The organism is Pararhizobium sp. O133, assembly GCF_051669845.1.
GTDB lineage: Bacteria > Pseudomonadota > Alphaproteobacteria > Rhizobiales > Rhizobiaceae > Pararhizobium.
Window position 1 is genome coordinate 190,678 of sequence record NZ_CP196426.1, and the last position, 21,356, is coordinate 212,033.

At 61.7% G+C, this 21,356-nt stretch carries 23 protein-coding genes; 13 read left to right on the forward strand and 10 right to left on the reverse strand.

Annotated elements, in window-relative coordinates:
• Positions 1–59 precede the first annotated feature (59 nt).
• Complete coding sequence (locus tag ACST81_RS00990) at positions 60–1,916, reverse strand: extracellular solute-binding protein (protein ID WP_438750943.1); 1,857 nt, start codon at positions 1,914–1,916, stop codon at positions 60–62.
• A 217-nt stretch (positions 1,917–2,133) separates the two neighbouring features.
• Here ACST81_RS00990 and mepA point away from each other — a divergent pair, with 217 nt between their 5' ends.
• The 6 genes from mepA (at position 2,134) to ACST81_RS01020 (ending at position 8,170) form a co-directional block, all read left to right on the forward strand.
• Positions 2,134–3,183 carry a penicillin-insensitive murein endopeptidase gene (gene mepA, locus ACST81_RS00995; RefSeq protein ID WP_438750944.1) on the forward strand — a complete coding sequence of 350 codons (1,050 nt, stop codon included), beginning with the start codon at positions 2,134–2,136 and terminating at the stop codon, positions 3,181–3,183.
• A 104-nt stretch (positions 3,184–3,287) separates the two neighbouring features.
• Positions 3,288–3,662: a methylglyoxal synthase gene (locus ACST81_RS01000; RefSeq protein ID WP_438750945.1), complete on the forward strand. Its 375-nt coding sequence runs from the start codon at positions 3,288–3,290 to the stop codon at positions 3,660–3,662.
• Between the two features lie 51 nt (positions 3,663–3,713).
• Positions 3,714–4,739 carry a glucokinase gene (locus ACST81_RS01005; RefSeq protein WP_438750946.1) on the forward strand — a complete coding sequence of 342 codons (1,026 nt, stop codon included), beginning with the start codon at positions 3,714–3,716 and terminating at the stop codon, positions 4,737–4,739.
• Positions 4,740–4,843: 104 nt separating this feature from the next.
• Positions 4,844–6,655, forward strand: a complete 1,812-nt coding sequence (locus ACST81_RS01010) for an ABC transporter ATP-binding protein (protein ID WP_438750947.1) — start codon at positions 4,844–4,846, stop codon at positions 6,653–6,655.
• A gap of 31 nt (positions 6,656–6,686) precedes the next feature.
• Complete coding sequence (gene dapB, locus ACST81_RS01015) at positions 6,687–7,505, forward strand: 4-hydroxy-tetrahydrodipicolinate reductase (RefSeq protein ID WP_438750948.1); 819 nt, start codon at positions 6,687–6,689, stop codon at positions 7,503–7,505.
• A 29-nt stretch (positions 7,506–7,534) separates the two neighbouring features.
• Positions 7,535–8,170: a 2,3-bisphosphoglycerate-dependent phosphoglycerate mutase gene (locus ACST81_RS01020; protein WP_438750949.1), complete on the forward strand. Its 636-nt coding sequence runs from the start codon at positions 7,535–7,537 to the stop codon at positions 8,168–8,170.
• A 199-nt stretch (positions 8,171–8,369) separates the two neighbouring features.
• Here ACST81_RS01020 and ACST81_RS01025 read toward each other — a convergent pair whose 3' ends face one another.
• Positions 8,370–9,242 (reverse strand): methylated-DNA--[protein]-cysteine S-methyltransferase, encoded by an 873-nt coding sequence (locus ACST81_RS01025; protein ID WP_438750950.1) that lies wholly within the window; start codon positions 9,240–9,242, stop codon positions 8,370–8,372.
• Between the two features lie 62 nt (positions 9,243–9,304).
• Positions 9,305–9,802 (reverse strand): DUF2244 domain-containing protein, encoded by a 498-nt coding sequence (locus ACST81_RS01030; RefSeq protein WP_438750951.1) that lies wholly within the window; start codon positions 9,800–9,802, stop codon positions 9,305–9,307.
• A 22-nt stretch (positions 9,803–9,824) separates the two neighbouring features.
• Between ACST81_RS01030 and nth the strand changes: the two genes are divergently transcribed.
• Positions 9,825–10,589 (forward strand): endonuclease III, encoded by a 765-nt coding sequence (gene nth, locus ACST81_RS01035; protein WP_438750952.1) that lies wholly within the window; start codon positions 9,825–9,827, stop codon positions 10,587–10,589.
• 6 nt (positions 10,590–10,595) lie between these two features.
• On the opposite strand, the gene ACST81_RS01040 is transcribed toward nth, so the two are convergent.
• Positions 10,596–11,171 carry a TetR/AcrR family transcriptional regulator gene (locus ACST81_RS01040; protein WP_438750953.1) on the reverse strand — a complete coding sequence of 192 codons (576 nt, stop codon included), beginning with the start codon at positions 11,169–11,171 and terminating at the stop codon, positions 10,596–10,598.
• An 85-nt stretch (positions 11,172–11,256) separates the two neighbouring features.
• Here ACST81_RS01040 and ACST81_RS01045 point away from each other — a divergent pair, with 85 nt between their 5' ends.
• Positions 11,257–11,682, forward strand: coding sequence for a VOC family protein (locus ACST81_RS01045; RefSeq protein ID WP_438750954.1), 426 nt, complete (start codon positions 11,257–11,259; stop codon positions 11,680–11,682).
• 5 nt (positions 11,683–11,687) lie between these two features.
• Here ACST81_RS01045 and ACST81_RS01050 read toward each other — a convergent pair whose 3' ends face one another.
• A complete protein-coding gene (locus ACST81_RS01050; RefSeq protein ID WP_438750955.1) occupies positions 11,688–11,831 on the reverse strand; it encodes a hypothetical protein in 144 nt (47 codons plus the stop codon).
• A gap of 220 nt (positions 11,832–12,051) precedes the next feature.
• Here ACST81_RS01050 and ACST81_RS01055 point away from each other — a divergent pair, with 220 nt between their 5' ends.
• Positions 12,052–13,044 (forward strand): adenosine kinase, encoded by a 993-nt coding sequence (locus tag ACST81_RS01055; protein WP_438750956.1) that lies wholly within the window; start codon positions 12,052–12,054, stop codon positions 13,042–13,044.
• Between the two features lie 21 nt (positions 13,045–13,065).
• Here ACST81_RS01055 and ACST81_RS01060 read toward each other — a convergent pair whose 3' ends face one another.
• Positions 13,066–13,605, reverse strand: coding sequence for an SH3 domain-containing protein (locus ACST81_RS01060; RefSeq protein ID WP_438750957.1), 540 nt, complete (start codon positions 13,603–13,605; stop codon positions 13,066–13,068).
• Between the two features lie 196 nt (positions 13,606–13,801).
• Between ACST81_RS01060 and ACST81_RS01065 the strand changes: the two genes are divergently transcribed.
• Positions 13,802–14,806 (forward strand): 2-hydroxyacid dehydrogenase, encoded by a 1,005-nt coding sequence (locus ACST81_RS01065; RefSeq protein ID WP_438750958.1) that lies wholly within the window; start codon positions 13,802–13,804, stop codon positions 14,804–14,806.
• A 4-nt stretch (positions 14,807–14,810) separates the two neighbouring features.
• Here the strand turns inward: ACST81_RS01065 and ACST81_RS01070 are convergent, their stop codons facing one another.
• The 3 genes from ACST81_RS01070 to recF are packed head-to-tail and all read right to left on the reverse strand — an operon-like array spanning position 14,811 to position 17,172.
• The gene (locus tag ACST81_RS01070) at positions 14,811–15,281 is read right to left on the reverse strand and encodes a GNAT family N-acetyltransferase (protein WP_438750959.1); all 471 of its coding nucleotides are present in this window, start codon (positions 15,279–15,281) and stop codon (positions 14,811–14,813) included.
• On the reverse strand, positions 15,259–16,038 hold the full coding sequence (locus ACST81_RS01075; protein ID WP_438750960.1) for a molybdopterin-synthase adenylyltransferase MoeB: 780 nt from the start codon (positions 16,036–16,038) through the stop codon (positions 15,259–15,261). The genes ACST81_RS01070 and ACST81_RS01075 overlap by 23 nt, the downstream gene beginning before the upstream one ends.
• Before the next feature lie 9 nt (positions 16,039–16,047).
• Entirely contained in the window at positions 16,048–17,172 is a 1,125-nt protein-coding gene (gene recF / locus ACST81_RS01080; protein WP_438750961.1) for a DNA replication/repair protein RecF, read from the reverse strand.
• Between the two features lie 203 nt (positions 17,173–17,375).
• Between recF and ACST81_RS01085 the strand changes: the two genes are divergently transcribed.
• Genes ACST81_RS01085 through ACST81_RS01095 form a run of 3 tightly spaced genes read left to right on the forward strand, consistent with a single transcriptional unit; the run spans position 17,376 to position 20,573 of the window.
• A complete protein-coding gene (locus ACST81_RS01085) occupies positions 17,376–17,837 on the forward strand; it encodes a MarR family winged helix-turn-helix transcriptional regulator (protein ID WP_438750962.1) in 462 nt (153 codons plus the stop codon).
• Positions 17,830–19,023, forward strand: a complete 1,194-nt coding sequence (locus ACST81_RS01090; RefSeq protein WP_438750963.1) for an HlyD family secretion protein — start codon at positions 17,830–17,832, stop codon at positions 19,021–19,023. The genes ACST81_RS01085 and ACST81_RS01090 overlap by 8 nt, the downstream gene beginning before the upstream one ends.
• Before the next feature lie 8 nt (positions 19,024–19,031).
• The gene (locus ACST81_RS01095; RefSeq protein ID WP_438750964.1) at positions 19,032–20,573 is read left to right on the forward strand and encodes a DHA2 family efflux MFS transporter permease subunit; all 1,542 of its coding nucleotides are present in this window, start codon (positions 19,032–19,034) and stop codon (positions 20,571–20,573) included.
• A 4-nt stretch (positions 20,574–20,577) separates the two neighbouring features.
• Here the strand turns inward: ACST81_RS01095 and ACST81_RS01100 are convergent, their stop codons facing one another.
• Complete coding sequence (locus ACST81_RS01100; protein WP_438750965.1) at positions 20,578–21,297, reverse strand: glutathione S-transferase; 720 nt, start codon at positions 21,295–21,297, stop codon at positions 20,578–20,580.
• Positions 21,298–21,356 lie beyond the last annotated feature (59 nt).

Sequence of the window (21,356 nt, forward strand, 5' to 3'; positions counted from 1 at the left end):
CACCCGCATTGATTCGCATAACCGCATTTGGAGTACGCAGTGAGCCCTGTGCAAGGCTTTCATTGCGCCGCAGCGTCTTTCGACCACCAGATGGTTGGGAAACCGACCGCATATTTCGGCAAGTCGGCAGGGCGGATGAGATTGGCCGAATAGGCAATTCTGGAATATCGGCCGGTGTAGCTAGGGATGACATAATGATGCGCCAGAAGCACTCGGTCGAGCACCTTGGTGGTCGCAATCAGTTCGTCCCGATCCTTGGCGAAGATGATCCGGCGAATAAGCGCGTCAATGCCCGGATCGCTGATACCCGCATAATTCTGCGAACCGTCACGCTTAGCTGAATCCGACCCCCAATATTCCGCCTGCTCGTTGCCGGGATTGAGCGATTGCCCCCAGCCTAGGTAGATCATGTCGAAATCGCGCGAGCGCCAGCGGTTGGTGTATTGCGAGGAATCGACCGTCCGCACGGTCGCGGTGACGCCGATCTTCTTCAGGTTCTGCGCGAAGGGCAGTGCAACGATCTCGATCGTCGGGCCATCCAGCAGGATTTCGAAGCTGAACGGCTCGCCGGTCTTCGAATTGACCATGCGATTGCCCTTGAGTTCGTAACCGGCTTCCTTGAACAGGACGATGGCCTTGCGCAAATTGTCGCGCTGCTTCGTCTGGTCGCCGCCAACCGGATTCTTGTATTCGGTGGTAAAGACCGCCGACGGCACCTGGTCTTTCAGTTCATTGAGGATTTCGAGTTCTCGACCCTGCGGCAAGCCGCTGGAAGCAAGCTCCGACCCGAAGAAGTAGCTGTTGATGCGGTCATACTGATTGTAGAAAATCGTCCGCTTCAACTCCTCGAAATCGAATGCATAATTCAGGGCTTCGCGGACCCGCTCGTCCTGAAATTTCTCGCGTCGGAGGTTGGGAATGAAGCCAACCAGGATCCCGCTGTTGCGATAGTCGTTGTCGAGCACTTCCCGCTTGATGCGGCCATCATTGACCGCCGGGAAATCATAGGACGTCGCCCAGCGCTTGGCGGAATTCTCCCACCAGTAATCGGCATTGCCGGAACGGAACGCCTCGAAGGACACGCCGAGGTCGGCATAATAGGCGTAATTGATCGACACGAAATTGTTCTGGCCGATGTTTACGTTGAGGTTCTTGCCCCAATAATCATCCCGCAACTCATAACGGATGGTCGCGCCAGGCGTCATGGACGTGATCTTGTAGGGACCTGATCCCATTGGAATTTCCAACGAGGTTTTCGAAATATCGCGCTGGACGCCCTTGGGGTCCTTGCCTTCCCACCAATGCTTCGGGACGATCACCAGCTCTCCGACGATCTTGGGGAGTTCGCGATTGTTCTTCTCGTCGAAGGAAAAGGTTACCTCCCGATCACCGGTCTTCTCGGCCTTTGTGACTTGCTTGTAATAGAATTCCTTCTGGGGATCGTTGGCTTTCACCTTGTCGAAACTGAAGACGACGTCCTCTGGCGTGACAGGCTGGCCATCCTCCCATTTCGCCTCCGGCCGCAGCCGGAATTTGACATAGGCAAAATCATCTGGATAGGCGATGGATTCGGCGAGGAGGCCGTAATCGGAGGCGATCTCGTCCATGGACGGTTTCATCAGTGTTTCGAACGCCAATGCCGCCACGCCTGCGCCCTGCTCTCCCTTGGCAAGGAGCGGGTTAAGCGTATCGAATGTCCCGGATGCAGTCAGATTGATATTGCCGCCCTTGGGCGCATCCGGATTGACGTAATCGAAGCGGGAAAAGCCGTCCTTGTATTTCAGTTCGCCCACCGTTGCCGTGCCCTGATGCCATACCAGTTGCTCCTGTGCGATCGACGGCAGTGGAGACAATGACGCAAGCGCCAATGTCGCCATGGCCAGCGCGTTTCTGAAATTCATGCCAATACCCCGCATACCGTTTTCGCTTTTGTCTTGCTTGGCGGACAGAATAGGCAAAATCCGGGCAATTGACAGAAGCGGCCTCAAATCGGGCATTTTTTTTGAATCACGGTCGCGTGTCCCACAAGGCTGACACAAAGAGAGTGTGTCAATGCCGAGGGTACCCGGTGTTTCGGCTTTGCCGCAGGCCCGGCATGCTTTGATCATCGGGAATGGACGGATAATGGCGGGAATGCAGGCAGGTTTCATTCGGCATCTGGGAACGATGGCGCTTGCCGCGCTCTGTGGCTTCAGCCTCATCGCCGGCGACGCGGCAGCGGCCGACGCCACCCCCGCCAAGCAGATTTTCGGCAAGGTCAAGCTGCCGAGCCTCGCAGCCGCCAGCCCCTTCGGATTCTATGCCAAGGGCTGCATGGCCGGCGCCGTGGCGATCCCGACCGATGGGCCGACATGGCAGGCGATGCGCCTGTCGCGCAACCGCCGCTGGGGCAACCCGGCCATGATCCAGCTTCTGGAAACATTTTCACACGATGCCGTCCGTCTAGGCTGGGGCTCCGGCATCCTCATCGGCGATATTTCGCAACCACGCGGCGGACCGATGCTGACAGGTCACGCCTCCCACCAGATCGGGCTCGACGCGGATATCTGGTTCCAGTCGAAGCCTTCGCAACCGTTGACCGCACAGGCCCGCGAGGACATGCCGTTCGTGTCCATGCTCGACAAGAGCAAGTTCCTGACGGTCAATCCGGCCCGCTGGACGCCCACCCATGCGAACCTCGTTATGCAGGCGGCGAGCTATCCTGAGGTCGAGCGCGTCTTCGTCAATCCGGCGATCAAGAAGAAGCTGTGCGACACCTGGACCGGCGACCGCGACCTGCTCGGCAAGGTGCGCCCGGTCTATGGCCATGACGAACATTTCCACATCCGCATGCATTGCCCGCCGGGCGCTGCCGGCTGCAAGGCGCAGGCACCGGTGGCAAGGGGCGACGGCTGCGATAAGTCACTCGCCTGGTGGTTCACCAAGGAGCCTTGGGCGAAGCCGAAGAAGGACCCGAACGCCAAGCCCGTGAAGCCGAAATTCACCATGCTGTCTGATCTGCCCAAGGCCTGCACGGCCGTTCTGGCTGCTCCCGCGAATTCGGAGCAATCGGCGACCTATGGCAACGCCTATGTCGCGCCCGAGCAGCAACCCGGCAATACGGCGATCGAACAGGTGATCAATGCCGCCGGCGAACTGCCCGACAGTGAAATACCCGTGCCGCTGGCCCGCCCGGTCCAATAACGCGTCACGCCTCGCGTCCCGCCGGTCTTTTCAAGTGTCGGCCTCTCCTGTAGAGGAAATCAAATCGATTTAAAATCGACGCTGACCGAGGCGGGGTGGGACGAATGGCGAAATGCGTGGCGCTGATTGCGCATGACCAGAAGAAAGACGATCTGGCGACTTTTGCGCAGGCCAATGAGGCCGTGCTTGCCAACTGGAAGATCGTCGCGACCGGAACCACTGGCGGTCGGGTTCAGGAGGCCTGTCCGAGCCTCGACGTCATTCGCCTGAAGAGCGGACCGCTCGGCGGAGACCAGCAGATCGGCGCGATGATCGCCACCGGCGATGTCCACATGCTCATCTTTTTTACAGACCCCCTGACCGCCATGCCGCACGATGTCGATGTCAAGGCACTGATGCGGCTTGCCACCGTCTACGATATTCCGATGGCACTCAACCGGGCGACCGCTGAACGGTTGATCGATTTCAACCATCCCTGATAAAGCTTTCCCATCAAGCCTCACGTCCGCGCGATCACAACGGAACATCCCATGCCCTCGTTCACCGATACCGACAGCAACCTGACGTTCCCGATCCTGATCGGCGATATCGGCGGAACCAATGCGCGCTTCGGCCTGCTGACCGACGCCTTCGCCGAGCCGAAGATGTTTCCGATCATCCCGACGACGCGCTATGCCAGCATCGAGGAGGCGTTGCAGACCAGCATCCTCGACAAGACTTCGGTGCAGCCGCGCTCCGCCATCATCGCGGTCGCAGGCCCCGTCAAGGGTGACGACATTCCGCTCACCAATGCCGGCTGGGTGATCAAGCCGAAAGACATGCTGAAGGCGCTGTCGCTGGAAGACGTGATCATCATCAACGATTTCGAGGCGCAGGCGCTCGCCATCGCCTCGATCGGCGAAGAAGGCCGTGAACAGATCGGCCCCGGTTCCATTCTCGAATCCGCCTCCTGCGCCGTTCTCGGCCCCGGCACCGGCCTTGGCGTTGCCGGGCTCGTCCATGCCCAGCACGCCTGGATTCCGGTTCCCGGCGAAGGCGGTCATGTCGATGTCGGCCCGCGCTCCGAGCGCGACTATGAAATCTGGCCTTTCCTCGAGCCGATCGAAGGGCGCATTTCCGCCGAACAATTGCTCTGCGGCCGCGGCATCATGAACATCTACCGCGCCGTTTGCGAATCGAAGGCCCGGGATGCGCATCTGGCCGATCCGGCGGCGGTGACGACCTCAGCACTTGCCGGCAGCGACGAGGCCGCCGTCGAGACCGTTTCGCTGTTTTCGACCTATCTCGGCCGCGTTGCCGGCGACATGGCGATGATCTTCATGGCGCGTGGCGGGGTGTTCCTCGCCGGCGGCATTTCGCAGAAGATCCTGCCGGCGCTGAAAAAGCCGGAATTCCGCCAGGCCTTCGAGGACAAGGCCCCGCATTCCGCATTGCTGAAAACGATTCCGACCTTCGTGGTCACCCATCCGACGGCTGCTCTCTCCGGTCTCGCCGCCTATTCTCGCACGCCGTCCCGATTCGGTGTGGCAACTGAGGGACGGCGCTGGAGAACTTGAGGCGGGGCCAGCCGCTTGGACTCGCCAAACGGGGAGCAAGGGACTATAGAGCGCGGGAAAACGGGGTGCCCGGAGGGCATGCGCCGGGCTTTAAGGAAACACGCTTGAAACAAGCCAAGACAAAGCTGCCACCCGTTGACCGCGAGACGATTACCAGCGTGCTCAAGCGGGTCATCGCCGAAAACGGCCGTGCGCATTTGCGTGGCTATATCTTCGCCATCGCCTGCCTCGGCGTCATTGCGGCATCGACGGCCTTTACCGCCTGGATCATGGAATCGGTGGTCAACGAGGCTTTCGCCAACAAGCGGGCCGATGTCGTCGTCTATATCTGCGGAGCCATCTTCATCGCTTTCGTGCTGCGCGGTTTCGCCACCTACGGCCAGGCCGTGGCCTTGTCGAAGATCGGCAACAGCATCGTCGCCAGCTACCAGCGCCGGCTCTATTCGCACCTGATGGCGCTCAGCGTCGGCTATTTCAGCGACACCCGTTCGGCGCGGATCTCGGCGCAGATCAGCCAGAACGTCTCGGGCATCCGTGACGTCCTCAACATGACCGTCACCTCGCTTGCGCGCGATTTCCTGACTCTCATCGCCCTGATCGGGGTGATGATCAGCAAGGACTGGCTGCTGACAGTGATCGTCTTCGTCATCGCGCCGCCGCTTTTGATCGGCCTGCGCTACATTTCACGCCGGCTGAAGCAGGCGACGCGCGAGTCCGTCGAGATCAACAGCCATGTTCTCGGCGCCATGCAGGAAACCATCCAGGGCATCACCATCGTCAAGGCCTTCACGATGGAAAAGCAGCTGAAGTCCAAGGTCGAAAACATTATCGATCGGGCCGAAAACCGCGCCAACCGCATTGCCAGACTCAGCGAACGCACCGCCCCGATGACAGAAACCTTTGCCGGTTTCGCCATTTCCAGCGTGCTTGCCTATGCCGCCTTCCGTTCGATCTACAACGGCGTGCAGCCCGGCGCATTCTTCGCCTTCGTCACTGCACTGCTGATGGCCTACGACCCGGCGCGACGCCTTGCCAAGCTGCAGATTTCGCTCGAGCGCGCCGTTGTCAACGCCCGCATGATCTACGAGATCCTCGATATGGTTCCACACCAGCGCGATCTGCAGGATGCCTCCGATCTGAAGCTGAACCAGGCATCGATCGAGTTCCGCAACGTGCGCTTCGGCTATAACCAGAACGACGAAATCCTGAAGGGCGTGAGCTTCGTCGCCGAGGGCGGCAAGACGACGGCGCTGGTCGGCCCTTCCGGCGCCGGCAAGTCGACCGTCATCAGCCTCATTCCACGCTTCTACGATCCATCCGGCGGGGAAATCCTGATCGACGGGCAGGACATCGCCCATATCACCAAGCAGTCACTGCGCAACGGCCTCGCCTATGTCTCGCAGCAGCCGTACCTCTTCGAAGGCTCGATCCGCGACAATATCCGCTACGGCCGCCCGGAAGCGACCGATGCCGAGGTCGAGGAAGCGGCAAAGCTCGCCTATGCCCATGACTTCATCCGCATGCAGCCGCAGGGTTACGACACGGCGGTCGGCGAAAACGGCGTGACGCTATCTGGCGGCCAGCGCCAGCGCCTGTCGATCGCCCGCGCACTGGTACGCCAAGCGCCGATCCTGTTGCTCGACGAAGCCACCTCGGCGCTCGACACCGAATCGGAAGCGGCCGTGCAGAAGGCGCTCGATCACGCGATGAGCGGTCGCACCGTGGTCGTCATCGCCCATCGCCTGTCGACCGTCGTCAACGCCGACAAGATCATCGTCATGAAGGATGGCCTGGTGGTCGAGGAAGGCACGCATGAGGCGCTTGCGCAGCGCAGCGACGGTCTTTACGCTCGCCTGCACAATCTGCAAGGCACGACTGCGACGCAACCGGCGGCGGAAGCCGAACCATTGATCTGATGGGAATGAGACTGAAATGAGTGGGGTGGGCATGAGCGGGACGGACATGAAACTCGTGGTGGTTGGCGCCGCCGGCCGGATGGGACAGACACTGATCCGCACAATCCATGCGATGCCGGGCACGACCGTATTCGCCGCCATCGAACGTCCCGGCTCTCCCTTCATCGGCCGTGATGCCGGCGAGATCGCTGGCCTTGGCCCGACCGGTGTCACCATCAGCGACAAGCCGCTCGAAGCTTTTGTCGAAGCCGAAGGCGTGCTCGATTTCACCTCGCCCGCGGCCTCGGTCGAGTTTTCCATTCTCTCCGCCCAGGCCCGGATCGTCCATGTCATCGGCACGACGGGCTGCTCGACCGAAGAAGAGAACAAGTTCAGGGCGGCGGCGCGTCATGCCCGCGTCGTCAAGTCCGGCAATATGAGCCTCGGCGTCAACCTGCTCGGCGTTCTCACGCAGCAGGCGGCCCGTGCGCTCGGCCCGGCGAACTGGGATATCGAAATCCTCGAAATGCACCACAAGCACAAGGTTGATGCGCCGTCCGGCACTGCGCTGCTTCTCGGCGAGGCCGCTGCAAAGGGTCGCGAGATCGGTCTTGCCGACCATTCCGTGCGGGTGCGCGATGGCCATACCGGCGCCCGCATTGCCGGCACGATCGGTTTTGCGACGCTTCGCGGCGGCTCGGTGATCGGCGAACATTCCGTCATTCTCGCCGGTGAAGGCGAGCAGGTGACGCTGTCGCACAGTGCCACCGACCGCTCGATCTTTGCCCGCGGCGCCGTCACGGCGGCGCTCTGGGCCCGCGATCAGAAACCCGGCTTTTATTCCATGCTCGACGTGCTCGGGCTGTCCTGAACCTTTCAATCCCCCGGAGGAATATCATCATGAGCGGCACCCTCGTCCTTGTGCGTCACGGCCAGAGCGACTGGAACCTGAAAAACCTGTTCACCGGCTGGAAGGACCCCGACCTCACGCCACTCGGCATCGAGGAAGCCAATACCGGCGGCAAGGCGCTTGCCGAATACGGCATCAAATACGATATCGCCTTCACTTCGGTCCTGACACGCGCCCAGCACACGCTGAAGCTCATCCTCGACAATATCGGCCAGCCCGGTCTGGAAACCATCAAGGATCAGGCACTGAACGAACGCGACTATGGCGACCTTTCCGGCCTCAACAAGGATGACGCCCGCGCCAAGTGGGGCGAAGAACAGGTGCATATCTGGCGCCGCTCCTACGACGTCCCCCCGCCGGGCGGCGAAAGCCTGCGCGACACCGGCGCCCGCGTCTGGCCGTATTACCTGACGGAAATCCTGCCACGCGTTCTTCGCGGCGAAAACGTCCTCGTCGCCGCCCACGGCAATTCGCTGCGCTCGCTGGTCATGGTGCTCGATCGCCTGACCAAGGAGCAGATCCTGGCGCTCAACCTGGCGACCGGTGTGCCGATGGTCTACAAGCTCAACGCAGATTCCACCGTGGCTTCGAAGAAAGTACTCGGCGACATGTCCGGGGCGCATTGAGCGCTGGATATTGCCAGTCGTAAGCGAAGGCGTTCCTCATTCTCCGTCATGCCTGTGCTTGTCACAGGCATCCAGCGACCCGACGTCGGTCGGGTTAAAAGACTGTTTGAAAATTGACTGGCTCTCTCACCGCGCAGACGCGCGGTGACCTGTGACAAGCACAGGCATGACGAAGTAAGAGAAAAACCTCCCCCCAAAATCAAACCTTGCCTGCCTCCCAGCCAAGCATCGCCCGTTTGCGGGTCAGGCCCCAGTGATACCCCGTCAACGCCCCGCTCTTGCCAAGGGCCCGGTGGCATGGGACCACGAAGGAGATCGGATTGCGACCGACGGCGGCGCCGACGGCGCGGGACGCGGTGGGCTGGCCGATATCAGAGGCGATGTCGGAATAGGTAACGGCCCTGCCCATCGGGATCTTCAACAGCGATTCCCAGACCCGTATCTGGAAGTCCGAGCCGATCAGGACGACACGCAAAGGCTCCTCCACACTCCACTGGCGCGAATCGAAGATGCGGGCCGCATAACCGGCCGTAGCGGCGCTGTCCTCGATGAACTGCGCATTCGGCCAGCGGCTCGCCATATCCTCGAAATTGGCCTCCTCGGCACCGGCATCGTTAAAGGCGAGGCCGGCGAGGCCGCGATCGGTGACCATGACCAGCGCCACGCCGAACGGGCACGGATGAAAAGCATAGCGGATCGTCAGGCCGCCACCGCGCAGCTTCCATTCACCTGGAGACATGGCCTCATGGGTGACGAACAGGTCGTGCAAGCGCCCCGGTCCGGACAGCCCGAGTTCGTAGCTGGTTTCGAGCAGGGGCAGTTCTTCCTGGCGCAGCAGCCGCTTGGCGTGATCGAGCGTGACAGCCTGCAGGAAGGCCTTTGGCGACAGGCCGGCCCAGCGCGTAAATGTCTTCTGCAACTGCGTCGGCGACTGGCCAAGCTCGCCCGCAATGCTTTCAAGCGACGGCTGGTCGCGATAGGTCTCGGTCAGCAGTTCGACAACGCGGCTGACGGTCTCGTAATCACTGCCGTGCGGCGTGATATCCGCCGGAATGGATGTGGTGATATTCATCGCTTATCTCCTTGGACAGAGAGATAATCACTCGCACCGGGTGTTCGCCACCCGATTCTTGTTTACCGCCGTTTCACCGTGGCCAGCGCCCCGGAAAAGGCCGTGGCGAACGTTTCGCGGTCGTCCCGGTTCAGGAACGAGCCGATATCGGTTGCCCGGCGCTGGTCGCTGATCTGCATCGAGACGATGCCGATCTCCTCGTGGCGGGCGATGTTGAACCGCGCCCAGAAGGGATTGAACCGGTGCTCCGTCATCCGCCCAGTCGGCGTGAATTTGCGCACCGACACGTCCATGCGCGAAACGCTGATTTCCTCACGTGCGCGGGCCGCCCGGTTGTTCAGCCAGAAGGCGCCGAACAGCAGCAGGAAATCCAGCCCGAAGAAGAAGACGATCGGCCAGGCGCCGATCACCATGAAGACGAAGATATGAACGAGGCTCATCAGGCCGGCGATCGCGAAGAAGACCTTGAGGCCCTTCACGCCCAGCGAACGATACGGTGTCAGCTCGGCGGAAAAGACCGGCTGATCGAGACCCGACATCTCGGCGTTGCCATCATTCATGGCGAATGACTATAGATGCAGGATGAAAAACGTGAAGCTAAAATCGGCGGTGAACCCGGCGAAGGCAAAATCCGCGACAACCGGCCGCGCCAAAACAAAGTCGAAATCCATCTACACCCCTGCGGAGATCGAGGAGATCTTTCGCCGCTTCTCGATCCAGCGGCCGGAGCCGAAGGGCGAGCTGGAACACGTCAATCCGTTCACGCTGGTGGTCGCGGTGGCGCTGTCGGCGCAGGCGACGGATGCCGGTGTCAACAAGGCGACGCGGGCGCTGTTTGCGGTGGCGGATACGCCGGAAAAGATGGTTGCGCTCGGCGAAGATCGGGTCCGCGACTACATCAAGACGATCGGGCTCTATCGCAACAAGGCAAAGAACGTCATCGCGCTCAGCGAAAAGCTGATCGCCGAATTCGGCAGCGAAGTGCCCCGTACGCGCGAAGAGCTGATCACCCTGCCCGGCGTCGGTCGCAAGACCGCCAATGTCGTGCTCTCCATGGCCTTCGGGCAATCGACCATGGCAGTGGACACCCATATCTTCCGCATCGCCAACCGGCTCTGTCTGGCACCGGGCAAGACCCCGGACGAGGTGGAAGACCAGCTGATGCGGATCATTCCCGACCACTATCTCTATCACGCACATCACTGGCTGATCCTGCATGGGCGCTATTGCTGCAAATCGCGCAGGCCGGAATGCGAACACTGTGTGATCGCCGACATCTGCAAGGCGGCGGAAAAGACCAACACGATTCCCGCGCCGCTGGTCGAATTGCCCGCGCAGATCGTCTGATCCGGATTACCGGACGATACCCTCGATCAGCGCGGCGATCGCCTGTTCGTAACCCTTCCGGTCGGCGCCATCAGCGATGGCAAGCGCGGCCCTGTCGAAGGCGGCGCCGAGAAGATCGGTATAGACGTCCAGCAGGTTTTCCGACTTTCCGCTTTCGGCAAAAAGCTCTTTCAGTCCAGCCTTGAGGCTGGCTTCCGAGGTTTCCCCGTTCAGCCGTTGCATGGCATCCATGCCGAGTACGGATGGACCATCCAGCAGCAGCAGCCGGATGCGTCCCGGCACGGCCAAAGCATCGAAATAGGTGCGCGTGCCATCGAGAAGTCCTTGGCGCGGCGTTGCCGAATCGACCGTCGCGCTTTCGATCTGCGCGCTCACTGCCCGCGCCTCTTCGGCAACCACGGCGGCAAACAGCGCCTTCTTGTCCTCGAAGTGATGATAGAGCGCGCCGCGCGTCACGCCGGCCGCCGCGACGATCTCCGGCGTTGCCGTCTCGGCGTAACCTTTTTCCACGAAAAGCCGACGCGCGGCGGCAATCAGGGCCGCCCGCATGATTTCCGTTCGTTCGCTGTTGCTGCGTCTCACAAATCCACCTTTACATACAATCTGTATGCATGTTATTTAGCGGTTACATACAAACTGTATCTAAGTTGGAATGGAGACAAAAGCCATGAAAATCACCAGTTACTATCCGGTCATCATGACGGACGCCGTGGAAGCGACAGCCGAATTCTACAAGCGCCACTTTCGTTTCGAAGCATTGTTCAGCAGCGACTGGTATGTGCATCTGCAATCGACGCTGGACGAACGGGTGACGCTCGCCATTCTCGACGGCAGCCACCACACCATTCCGCAAAGCGGGCGCGGCAAGGCTTCGGGGCTGCTCTTGAATTTCGAGGTTGAGGATCCCGACGCGCTTTATGCGGAATTTCAAGCCGCCGGCCTGCCGATCCTGCTGCCGCTGCGGGATGAGGATTTCGGCCAGCGGCATTTCATCACCGCCGACCCGAACGGCGTCCTGATCGACGTGATCAAGCCGATCCCGCCGACCGGGGATTTTGCCGCGCAGTACGATGCCGCGGCGCTGCCGGCCTGAAGGGATCAGGCCCGCCGGCGCTCGGTCAGCGCGTCGAGCAGAGCTGGCAGAAGGGCGAGATCGAGCACGCGGTCGACGTCGAATTCTCGGGGACGGCCGCGCATGCGCGGCTCTTGCGGCAGGTCGGCTATGTTTTCCATGTCGACCATAGGAGAAACGCCCATTTCCCATGGAAGTAAAATCGGCGTGCAGCGGCTTCTTTTTCGCTTGCCTCTTCCAAACTGGCCGGAATCCGCTATTACCGGACTGCAGCGCCGCGCGTCGGATATGACGCGCAAAGGTCGCTGCAACACTTGAAAGATGCTGCATGGTTTTATCCTTGAATCGATTCCGATTCATGCAGCGGGCAAACATTCCAGGCGGTTCCGGATGACGAAATTCGATGTGCTCACAATCGGCAATGCGATCGTGGATATCATTGCGCGGTGTGACGACGCGTTTCTCGTTCACAATGGCATCATCAAGAGTGCGATGAACCTGATCGACGCGAACCGCGCCGAACTGCTCTATTCGCGCATGGGACCGGCTCTCGAAGCCTCCGGCGGCAGTGCCGGCAATACGGCGGCTGGCGTCGCCAGCCTCGGCGGCCGTGCCGCCTATTTCGGCAAGGTCGCCAACGATCAGCTCGGCGAGATATTCGCCCACGACATTCGCGCCCAGGGCGTTCATTTCGAAACCAGGCCGCTCGAAAAGGAGCCGCCGACCGCACGCTCCATGATCTTCGTGACCGAAGATGGCGAGCGCTCGATGAATACCTATCTCGGCGCCTGCGTCGAGCTCGGCCCCGACGATGTGGAGCCGGCCGTCGTCGCCGATGCGACCGTGACCTATTTCGAAGGTTATCTCTGGGATCCGCCGCTTGCCAAGGATGCGATCCGCGAATGCGCCCGCATCGCACACGAGAACGGTCGCGAAGTGGCGATGACGCTCTCCGACAGTTTCTGCGTCAACCGCTACCGTGCCGAATTCCTCGACCTGATGCGTTCCGGCACGGTCGATATCGTTTTCGCCAACCGTGCCGAGGCGCTTGCGCTCTACGAGACCGAGGATTTCGAACAGGCGCTGTCGAAGATCGCACAGGATTGCAAGCTGGCTGCGGTGACACTCAGCGAAGAAGGCTCGATCATCGTCAGGGGCAAAGAGCGGGTGAAGGTCGAGGCGACCACGATCAGCCGCGTCGTCGATACGACGGGCGCCGGCGATCTCTATGCCGCCGGCTTCCTGCATGGCTATACGACGGGCAGGACGCTCGCCGATTGCGGCAAGCTCGGCAGCCTTGCCGCCGGCATCGTCATCGAGCAGGTCGGGCCGCGCCCGATGATCTCGTTGAAGACCGCCGCGACGGAAGCAGGTCTTCTCTGACCGTTTCCGAAGGCAAAAAGCTTACTTGAAGGCTTCGCCGGGATAGGCCCCCCAGATTTCGCCCTGCGAGATCCATCCGTCTGTTCCCTGCGCATCGGCGCGGCACCACTCGCCATTGCATTCGCCGACATGAACGACGACACCCGGCTCGATGCGGGCGACAATGCCGGCATTCGCCTGCGGATCGCGGCGCATGTTGACGAAGACGCCATCGCCCTTGCCGCGCATCCAGGGTGCGGTCAGCGCGGTGCGTTCGCCGGACAGGAGCGCCTGGTTGACCCATCCCTCCGTGCCGTCGGCATCGCGAATCTTGCGCCAGTTGTCATATTCCTGTGTGATCTCGACCGGCACGCCGGCCCTCAGATAGCGCCAGGCGATCGCGTAGTCGACGCTTGGCCCGACGCGCAGGTTGATGCTCTTGGACTTGAGGCTGACGAAACGCGGCAGCGGCAAGCCGCTCGCGCCTTTGGCTGCCTGCGCATGGGCCGGCATTACATCGGTGGCTGCGATGGACATTGTCGCCGCGACGACGAAAGCGAGCCTGGAAAGGAACTGACGCATGACGAAATCCGTTTTCCGAGACAATTCAACATCTTGCAGGGCAACCTCTCACCGGTCCCGCTGAAGCGAGGCAAATCGTCTGGGAACATCTAGAGTTTTGTTTGTCTTCCACACCGGGTCTGGTAGAAAATGGAACTGCAGGGAGAACGATCACTCATCTTGGTTAAAAACCCGTCAACAAGGGCAAGTAGGCAGCATGACCGCGAAGAAAAAACCCAAGGTCTACATCACCCGCAAACTGCCTGATGTGGTTGAGACGCGCATGCGGGAACTCTTCGATGCGGAGCTCAACATCGACGATACGCCGCGCACGCAGCCGGAACTCGTGGCCGCCGTCAAGCGCGCCGATGTGCTGGTGCCGACCGTCACCGACAGGATCGACGCGGCGCTGATCGAGCAGGCCGGACCGCAGCTGAAGTTGATTGCCAGTTTTTCCAACGGCACCGACAATATCGATATCGACGCTGCCGCGCGCCACGGCATCACCGTCACCAACACGCCGAACGTGCTGACCGAAGACACCGCCGACATGACCATGGCGCTGATTCTAGCGGTACCGCGCCGCCTCGCCGAAGGCGCCAAGATCCTGACCGACCGCAAGGACGAATGGGCCGGCTGGTCGCCGACATGGATGCTGGGGCGCCGCATCTCCGGAAAGCGCATCGGCATTGTCGGCATGGGGCGGATCGGCACCGCCGTCGCCCGCCGCGCCAAGGCTTTCGGCTTGTCGATCCACTATCACAACCGGCACCGCGTCAGCACCGAGACCGAGGAAAAGCTGGAGGCGACCTATTGGGACAGCCTCGATCAGATGCTCGCACGCGTCGATATCGTTTCGGTCAACTGCCCGTCGACACCCGCCACCTATCACCTTCTATCAGCCCGTCGGCTCGCGCTGATGCAGCCGACCAGCTATATCGTCAATACGGCGCGCGGCGGCATCATTGACGAGGTCGCGTTGATCAAGTGCCTGCGCGAAGGCAAGATCGCCGGCGCCGGCCTCGACGTGTTCGAGAACGAACCTGCGGTCAATCCAAAGCTCGTCAAGCTCGCCAGCGAAGGCCGGGTCGTGCTTCTGCCGCACATGAGTTCCGCCACGCTCGAAGGCCGCATCGACATGGGCGACAAGGTGGTAATCAACATCCGCACCTTCTTCGACGGCCACCGCCCGCCGGACCGTGTCCTGCCCGGCCGGGCTTGAGCGGTCAGATCGGCTTGCGCATCTCAATGAAAGTCGTGCGCGAAAAGCCGGGATGCACGCCGTCGGCGGAACGGACAAAGCCCCAGCGCGCGAAGACACCGTGGTTTTCGGTGAGTTCGATCCGCGTTTCCAGCCGCAGGCATGGCAATTGCTGCCTCACCGCATAATCCGTCGCGATTTCGAGCAAGAACCGACCGACGCCCTTGCCTTGCGCCTGCGGCGTGACGGCGAGCTTGCCGATATAGAGGCAATCCGGCGACTCCGGCTTGCAGAAGATACAGCCGAGCAGGTGGCCATCCTCGATTGCCGCATAGCCCTTCTCGGTTCTGGCCTTTTCCTTCAGAAAACCCAGCGTCAGCCGCAAGGCCGATGACGGCGGATCGATGCGCGGATGCATATAAGCGAAGGCATCGAGGATCAGCGCCAGCAGCGCTTCCCAATCCGCAAAGGACTCATCGATCGCCAGGAACTGCATCGGGCGTCTTCCTGCGGCTGTATTTGATCGTCTCGAACCGCGCGGCGAGCGCGTCATACATCAGCAGGCGCCCGATCAGCGGCTCGCCGGCGCCGGTGATGACCTTGATGACTTCCATAGCCTGCAATGTTCCGAGCACGCCGGTCAGCGCCCCGACAATGCCGGCCTCGGCGCAGCTGGGAACAACGCCCGGCGGCGGTGGGGCGGGAAAGAGGTCGCGGTAGCGCGGATTCTGCCGCCCGTCCTGCGCGGTCTTCCAGGGCTGCAGCACGGTCAAGGATCCATCGAAACGGCCGACGGCGGCGCTGACCAGCGTCACCTCGAGCCGCTCGGCCGCATCGGCGGCGAGATAGCGGGTCTCGAAATTGTCGGAACCATCGACGACGATCTCGTAACCGGCGAACAGTTTTTCGACATTACCCGCATTCAGCCGTTCGGCGTGGCGGATGACGGTCACATGCGGGTTGATCCGCTCGATCGTATCCGCCGCGCTGTCGATCTTCGGCCGGCCGATATCCGGCGTGCCGTGGATCACCTGGCGCTGCAGGTTGGAGAGCGAAACCGTATCGTCATCGACAATGCCCAGCGTACCGATGCCGGCGGCGGCGAGATACTGCAGCACCGGCGCGCCGAGGCCGCCGGCCCCGATGACCAGAACGCGCGCCGCCTTCAGCGCCTGCTGGCCGGTGCCGCCGATTTCCGGCAGCATGATATGGCGCGCATAGCGTTCGATTTCTTCGGAATTGAGTGTGCTCATGTTGGAATGTCACCCCGCAACGCTGCCATTGGCAACCGTCAGATAACGCGCCCGCTCCCCGAGCGCCGAGAACATCGATTGATCCGTGCCGGTCATGAAGGCCTGCCCACCGAGATCATCGACCAGATCGAACAAAGCGGCGCGACGGCCCTCATCGAGATGGGCGGCGATTTCATCGAGCAGCAGGATCGGCGCATGGCCGGTCATGTTGCCGACAAGGCGGGCATGGGCGAGCACCAGACCGACGAGAAGCGCCTTCTGCTCGCCGGTCGAACAGCGCGCAGCCTCCATGTCCTTGGCCCGATGACGGATCAGGAGATCGCTGCGATGCGGGCCATCGAGCGTGCGCCCGGCCGCGGCGTCCCGGTAGCGGCCGGCCTTCATCATCTCCAGATATTCCTCTTCCAGATCGAAGGCCGGTCGGTGCCATTCGCCATCGAGGAAGCCGGACAGCGCGAGATCGGCGGCAGGGAACACGCCGCCCTCATGATTGCGGTCCACCAGACCGACCAGCAGACCCAGCATTTCCTGCCGCGCCAGCGCCATGGAAATCCCAAGCTCGGCCATCTGGCGTTCCAGTCCGGCTAGCCAGACAGGATCGGGCCGCCCTTCGGACAGGAGCTTGTTGCGACTGCGCATGGCGCGCTCGTAATCGGTGGCACGGCGGCCGTGTTCGGGATCGAGCGACAGGACGAGCCGGTCGAGAAAGCGGCGGCGATCGCTCGATCCGCCGGTGAACAGGCCGTCCATGGCCGGTGTCAACCAGAGTACGCGGACATGATCGAGCAGTTCGTCCACGGTTTTCGCCGTGGTGCCGTTCAGCCGCAGGCGACGCGCCTGTCCATCTTCCGCACCGGCCGTTCCCGTGCCGATTTCCACCGGGCCATCCATGCCTTCAAGTTCGGCAAAGACGGAAAACCCCGTATCGGCGCCGACGCGCGCCACATCGGCATAGGCGGCGCGGCGCAGGCCCCGGCCGGGAGACAGGAACGAGACGGCCTCCATCAGATTGGTCTTTCCGGCGCCGTTGTCTCCGGTCAGCACGACATGGCGCGCATCGAGGTCCAGCGAAAGCGCCGCGTAATTGCGGAAATCGCTCAGCTTCAGACGGGAGAGGGAAACCTTGTGCGGCATGGAGAATCCGGTTGCGTGTCGCCCCGAGAGCTAAGCGCGCGGAGCGCCAATGGCAAGGTGGAACATGACCTTTTCAAGGAACAAAGCCGGACGCTGCGGCGGTTGCGCAAAGATTGCCGCAATGCGCGCGCCTTGTTGCGCCGCTGCGAGAATTAAAATAAGAATGCTTATCTTATGCATGCTTACTATATGGCGCCCTCCCGATGAACCTTGCCCCCACCGTTGGCTTCCTGCTGCACGACGTTGCGCGCCTGCTGCGCAAGCGCTTCGAACAGCGGGCAAAGCATATGGGCTTGACCCGCTCGCAATGGCAGACGATCGCCTATCTCGCACGGAACGAAGGCATCCATCAGAGCGGTCTGGCGGAGCTTCTGGAAATCGAGCCGATCACCTTGATGCGTGTTCTCGACAAGCTGGCCGAGCGCGGCTTCATCGAGCGCCGGCGGCACGAGACCGACCGCCGCATTTCGCTTCTCTATACGACCGAACTGGCGCGCGGGCTCCTGTCCGACATGCGCGCCATCGGCGACGCCACCCGCAGCGAGGCGCTGCAGGGCATTTCCGACGACGACCGGGAACGGTTGCTCGCCATTCTCGACCTGATGAAATCCAACCTCCTGCAGGCCTGCCGCGCGCCGGCCGACAAAGAAACACACCATGGCTGACACATCCTCCCTTCGCGTCCCCGCAAATGCCAATGTCACCGCGCTCGAACCCGCCGAAGCCCCGACGGCGGAAGCCAAGATCAACGCTGTCCCCGCTGCGGAGCCCGCGCCCACCACCAAACGTCGCCGCAGCCTCAAGCGGCCGATCCTCTTCGCCCTGCTGCCAATCGCTCTCGTTGTCGGCGGCTACTACTATGTCACCGGCGGCCAGATCATGGAGACGGACAATGCCTATCTGCAGGCAGACATGGTGGGCGTGACCACCGATGTCGCCGGTATCGTTGCCTCCGTCGACGTGCATGAAAACGAGGCGGTGAAAGCAGGGCAGGTGCTGTTCCGGCTGAAGCAGGATTCGTTCCGCATCGCGCTCGAGGGCGCGCAGGCAAAGCTTGCCGCTGCCCGTAACCAGCTTTTGAACCTCAAGGCAAGCTATGCGCAGACACTCGCCCAGATCGCGCAGGTCGAGGCCGATATCCCCTATTATCAGACCGTTTTCGACCGGCAGCAGACATTGATCTCGAACGCCGCGGCGTCGCATGCGACCTATGACGACGCCAAGCACAATCTGGAAGCAGCCAGGCAGAAGGTCTCGGTCGCTCAAGCCCAGGCGGCAACCACGCTTGCCGAACTCGGTGGAGATGCCAATCAGCCGATCGAGAAGAATCCGCTTTATCTCGAAGCCAAATCGGCGGTGGACGATGCCCAGCGCGAACTTGACCACGCAACGGTTCGTGCGCCGTTCGACGGCGTCGTCACCAATGTGAACGCCCTTCAGACCGGTTCCTATCTCGACGCAGCCCAGCAGGCCTTCTCGCTGGTCTCCACCAAGAACATGTGGATCGCTGCGAACCCGAAGGAAACGGAGCTGACCTATGTGAAGCCCGGCCAGCCGGTGAGCATCACCATCGACACCTATCCGGGCGTCGAATGGAAGGGCAGGGTCGAAAGCGTCAGCCCGGCCTCCGGCTCCAGCTTCGCGCTGCTTCCGGCACAGAACACATCCGGCAACTGGGTAAAGGTGGTGCAGCGGATTCCGATGCGCGTCAGCATCGACGATACGAAGGGCAAGCCGCCGCTGCGCGTCGGCATGAGCACGCTGATCGCCGTCGATACCGGCCATGCCCGCGGCCTACCGGATTCGATCCGCAATCTGCTCGACCATTCGATCGCGCAGGCACACGAGTAAGCACTGTCATGAGCAGCACCCCGTCCGCGGCCACGACGCCGGTCGCCAATCGCGGCGCGATCACGGCCTGCATCATCCTGGCCGTCATCATGCAGGCGCTCGACACGACGATTGCCAATGTGGCACTTCCCTATATCCAGGGCAGTGTCGCGGCGAGCGCTGACCAGATCAACTGGGTGCTGACCTCCTATATCGTCGCGGCCGCGATCATGACGCCGCCCTCCGGATTTCTGTCGCAGAAATTTGGCCGCAAGCGCGTGTTGCTGGTGGCGATCGTCGGCTTCGTGGTCGCGTCGGTTCTCTGCGGCCTTGCCCAGTCCTTGACCCAGATCGTCGGTTTCCGGCTGTTGCAGGGCCTGTTCGGCGCAGCGCTCGTACCGCTGTCGCAAGGCATCCTGCTCGACATCTATTCGGTCGAGGAGCGCGGCTCGGCCATGGCGCTGTTCGGTGTCTCGGTCATGGTCGGGCCGGTGCTCGGGCCGGTGATCGGCGGCTGGCTGACGGAGAATATCAGCTGGCGCTGGGTGTTCTACATCAACGTGCCGATCGGTGTACTCGCCTTTGCCGGCATCAGTATCTTCGTCAAGGAAACCAGGATCGACGCCCAGGCGAAACTCGACTGGTTCGGCTTCGGCATGCTCAGCCTCGGCATCGCCTCGCTGCAGCTGTTTCTCGACCGCGGCGGCCAGCTCGACTGGTTTTCCTCCGGCGAGATCATCATCGAGGCGATTGTCTGCGCCAGCGCCTTCTATTTGTTGTTGATCCATACGCTGACGACGGAAAAGTCCTTCATCAACCCGCGCCTGTTTCTCGATCAGAATTTCACGGTGAGCATGCTGTTCATCTTCGTTGTCGGCGTCACCTATTTGGCCTCGCTGGCGCTGATGACGCCCTATCTCCAGTCGCTGATGGGTTATCCGGTCATCACCGCCGGCATCGTCATGGGCCCGCGCGGCCTCGGTACCATGGTCTGCATGTTCGTCGTCGGCCGGTTGATCGGCAAGATCGACACACGCATCCTGCTGTTCACCGGGCTGGCGATCACCGCCTGGGCGATGTACGACATGACGGGCTGGACGCCGGATGTCTCGCAATGGACGATCATATCGGTCGGTTTCGTCCAGGGCGCCGGCCTCGGCTTCCTGTTCGTGCCGTTGACGACAATCGCATTCGCCACCCTGCCTGCGGATATGCGCGGCGACGGCACCGGGCTCTACAACCTGTCCCGCAATGTCGGCTCCAGCGTCGGTATCGCCGTCGTCGCCGCCCTTCTGGTAGAGAACACACAGGCCAACCATGAAGCGATCGCCAGCTATGTGACACCGTTCAACCACGCTTTCCAGGCACCGGCGGCAGCCGGTCTCGATCCGATGACCGCCGTTGGCCGCGCCTCGCTCGACAGCATCGTCACGCTGCAGGCAACGATCATTGCCTATATGGACGATTTCAAGCTCCTGATGCTGATGTCGCTCGCCGTCATGCCGCTGGTCTTCCTGTTGCGCAAGCCGAAGGCACCCCCCGCGATCGACCACAGCGCGGTGATGGAGTAGTGAACTATGCTCGGTCCAGCTCGGGATAATGACGGAAAATACCCTGTTCGTTGAAGGCGAGCCGGCGGCCGGATGCCAGATAGGCCTTGATGTTCGGCAGCGCCTTGACCTGTGCATGGAGGCCGACGAGCATCGGATAGTCCGGCTCGGCCGCCGCTATCGCCTTCGGGAAGGCATAATGCAGGCCTTCCACAACATGGAATAGCGACAGGTCCACATAGGTCAGCGTTTCACCGACGGCGTGGATTTCGCCCTTTGCGTTCTTGCCAAGCTGTCCTTCGTAATAGCCGAGAAATTTCGGCAGGCGCTCGTCGCGGAAATCCTCCGCCCGCCGCAACGCCTCCTCCTTCTGGTCCTCGTAATAGAGCGATACGCCGATCGGATGATGCACGTCGTGGATCTCCGCGACGAAATCGGTGATGCTGAGCTGCAAGCTGTTTGCCTCGAGCCGGCCTGCCTCATCCTTCGGGGCAAGGCCGAGCTTGCCGCCAAGGTGAAGCAGGATGTTGGCGACATGGGAGATCAGGAGGTCGCCATCTTTCAGGAACGGCGGCGCGAACGGCACGAAGCCCTTGGTCCTGCCCTTCAGCACCGCCATCATCCGCGCCGTGCCGCCTTCCTCACGAACGACATCGACATAATCGGCGCCGGCCTGCTCCAGCGCCAGTCGGACGAATTCGCCACGGCCGGGAATCCCGTCCCAGTAATAGAGCTCATAGGTCATGAAGCACCTCTCTCGCTGTCGGGTTCGGCTCGGCCGCCGCGGCCATGGGCGGACCGCGG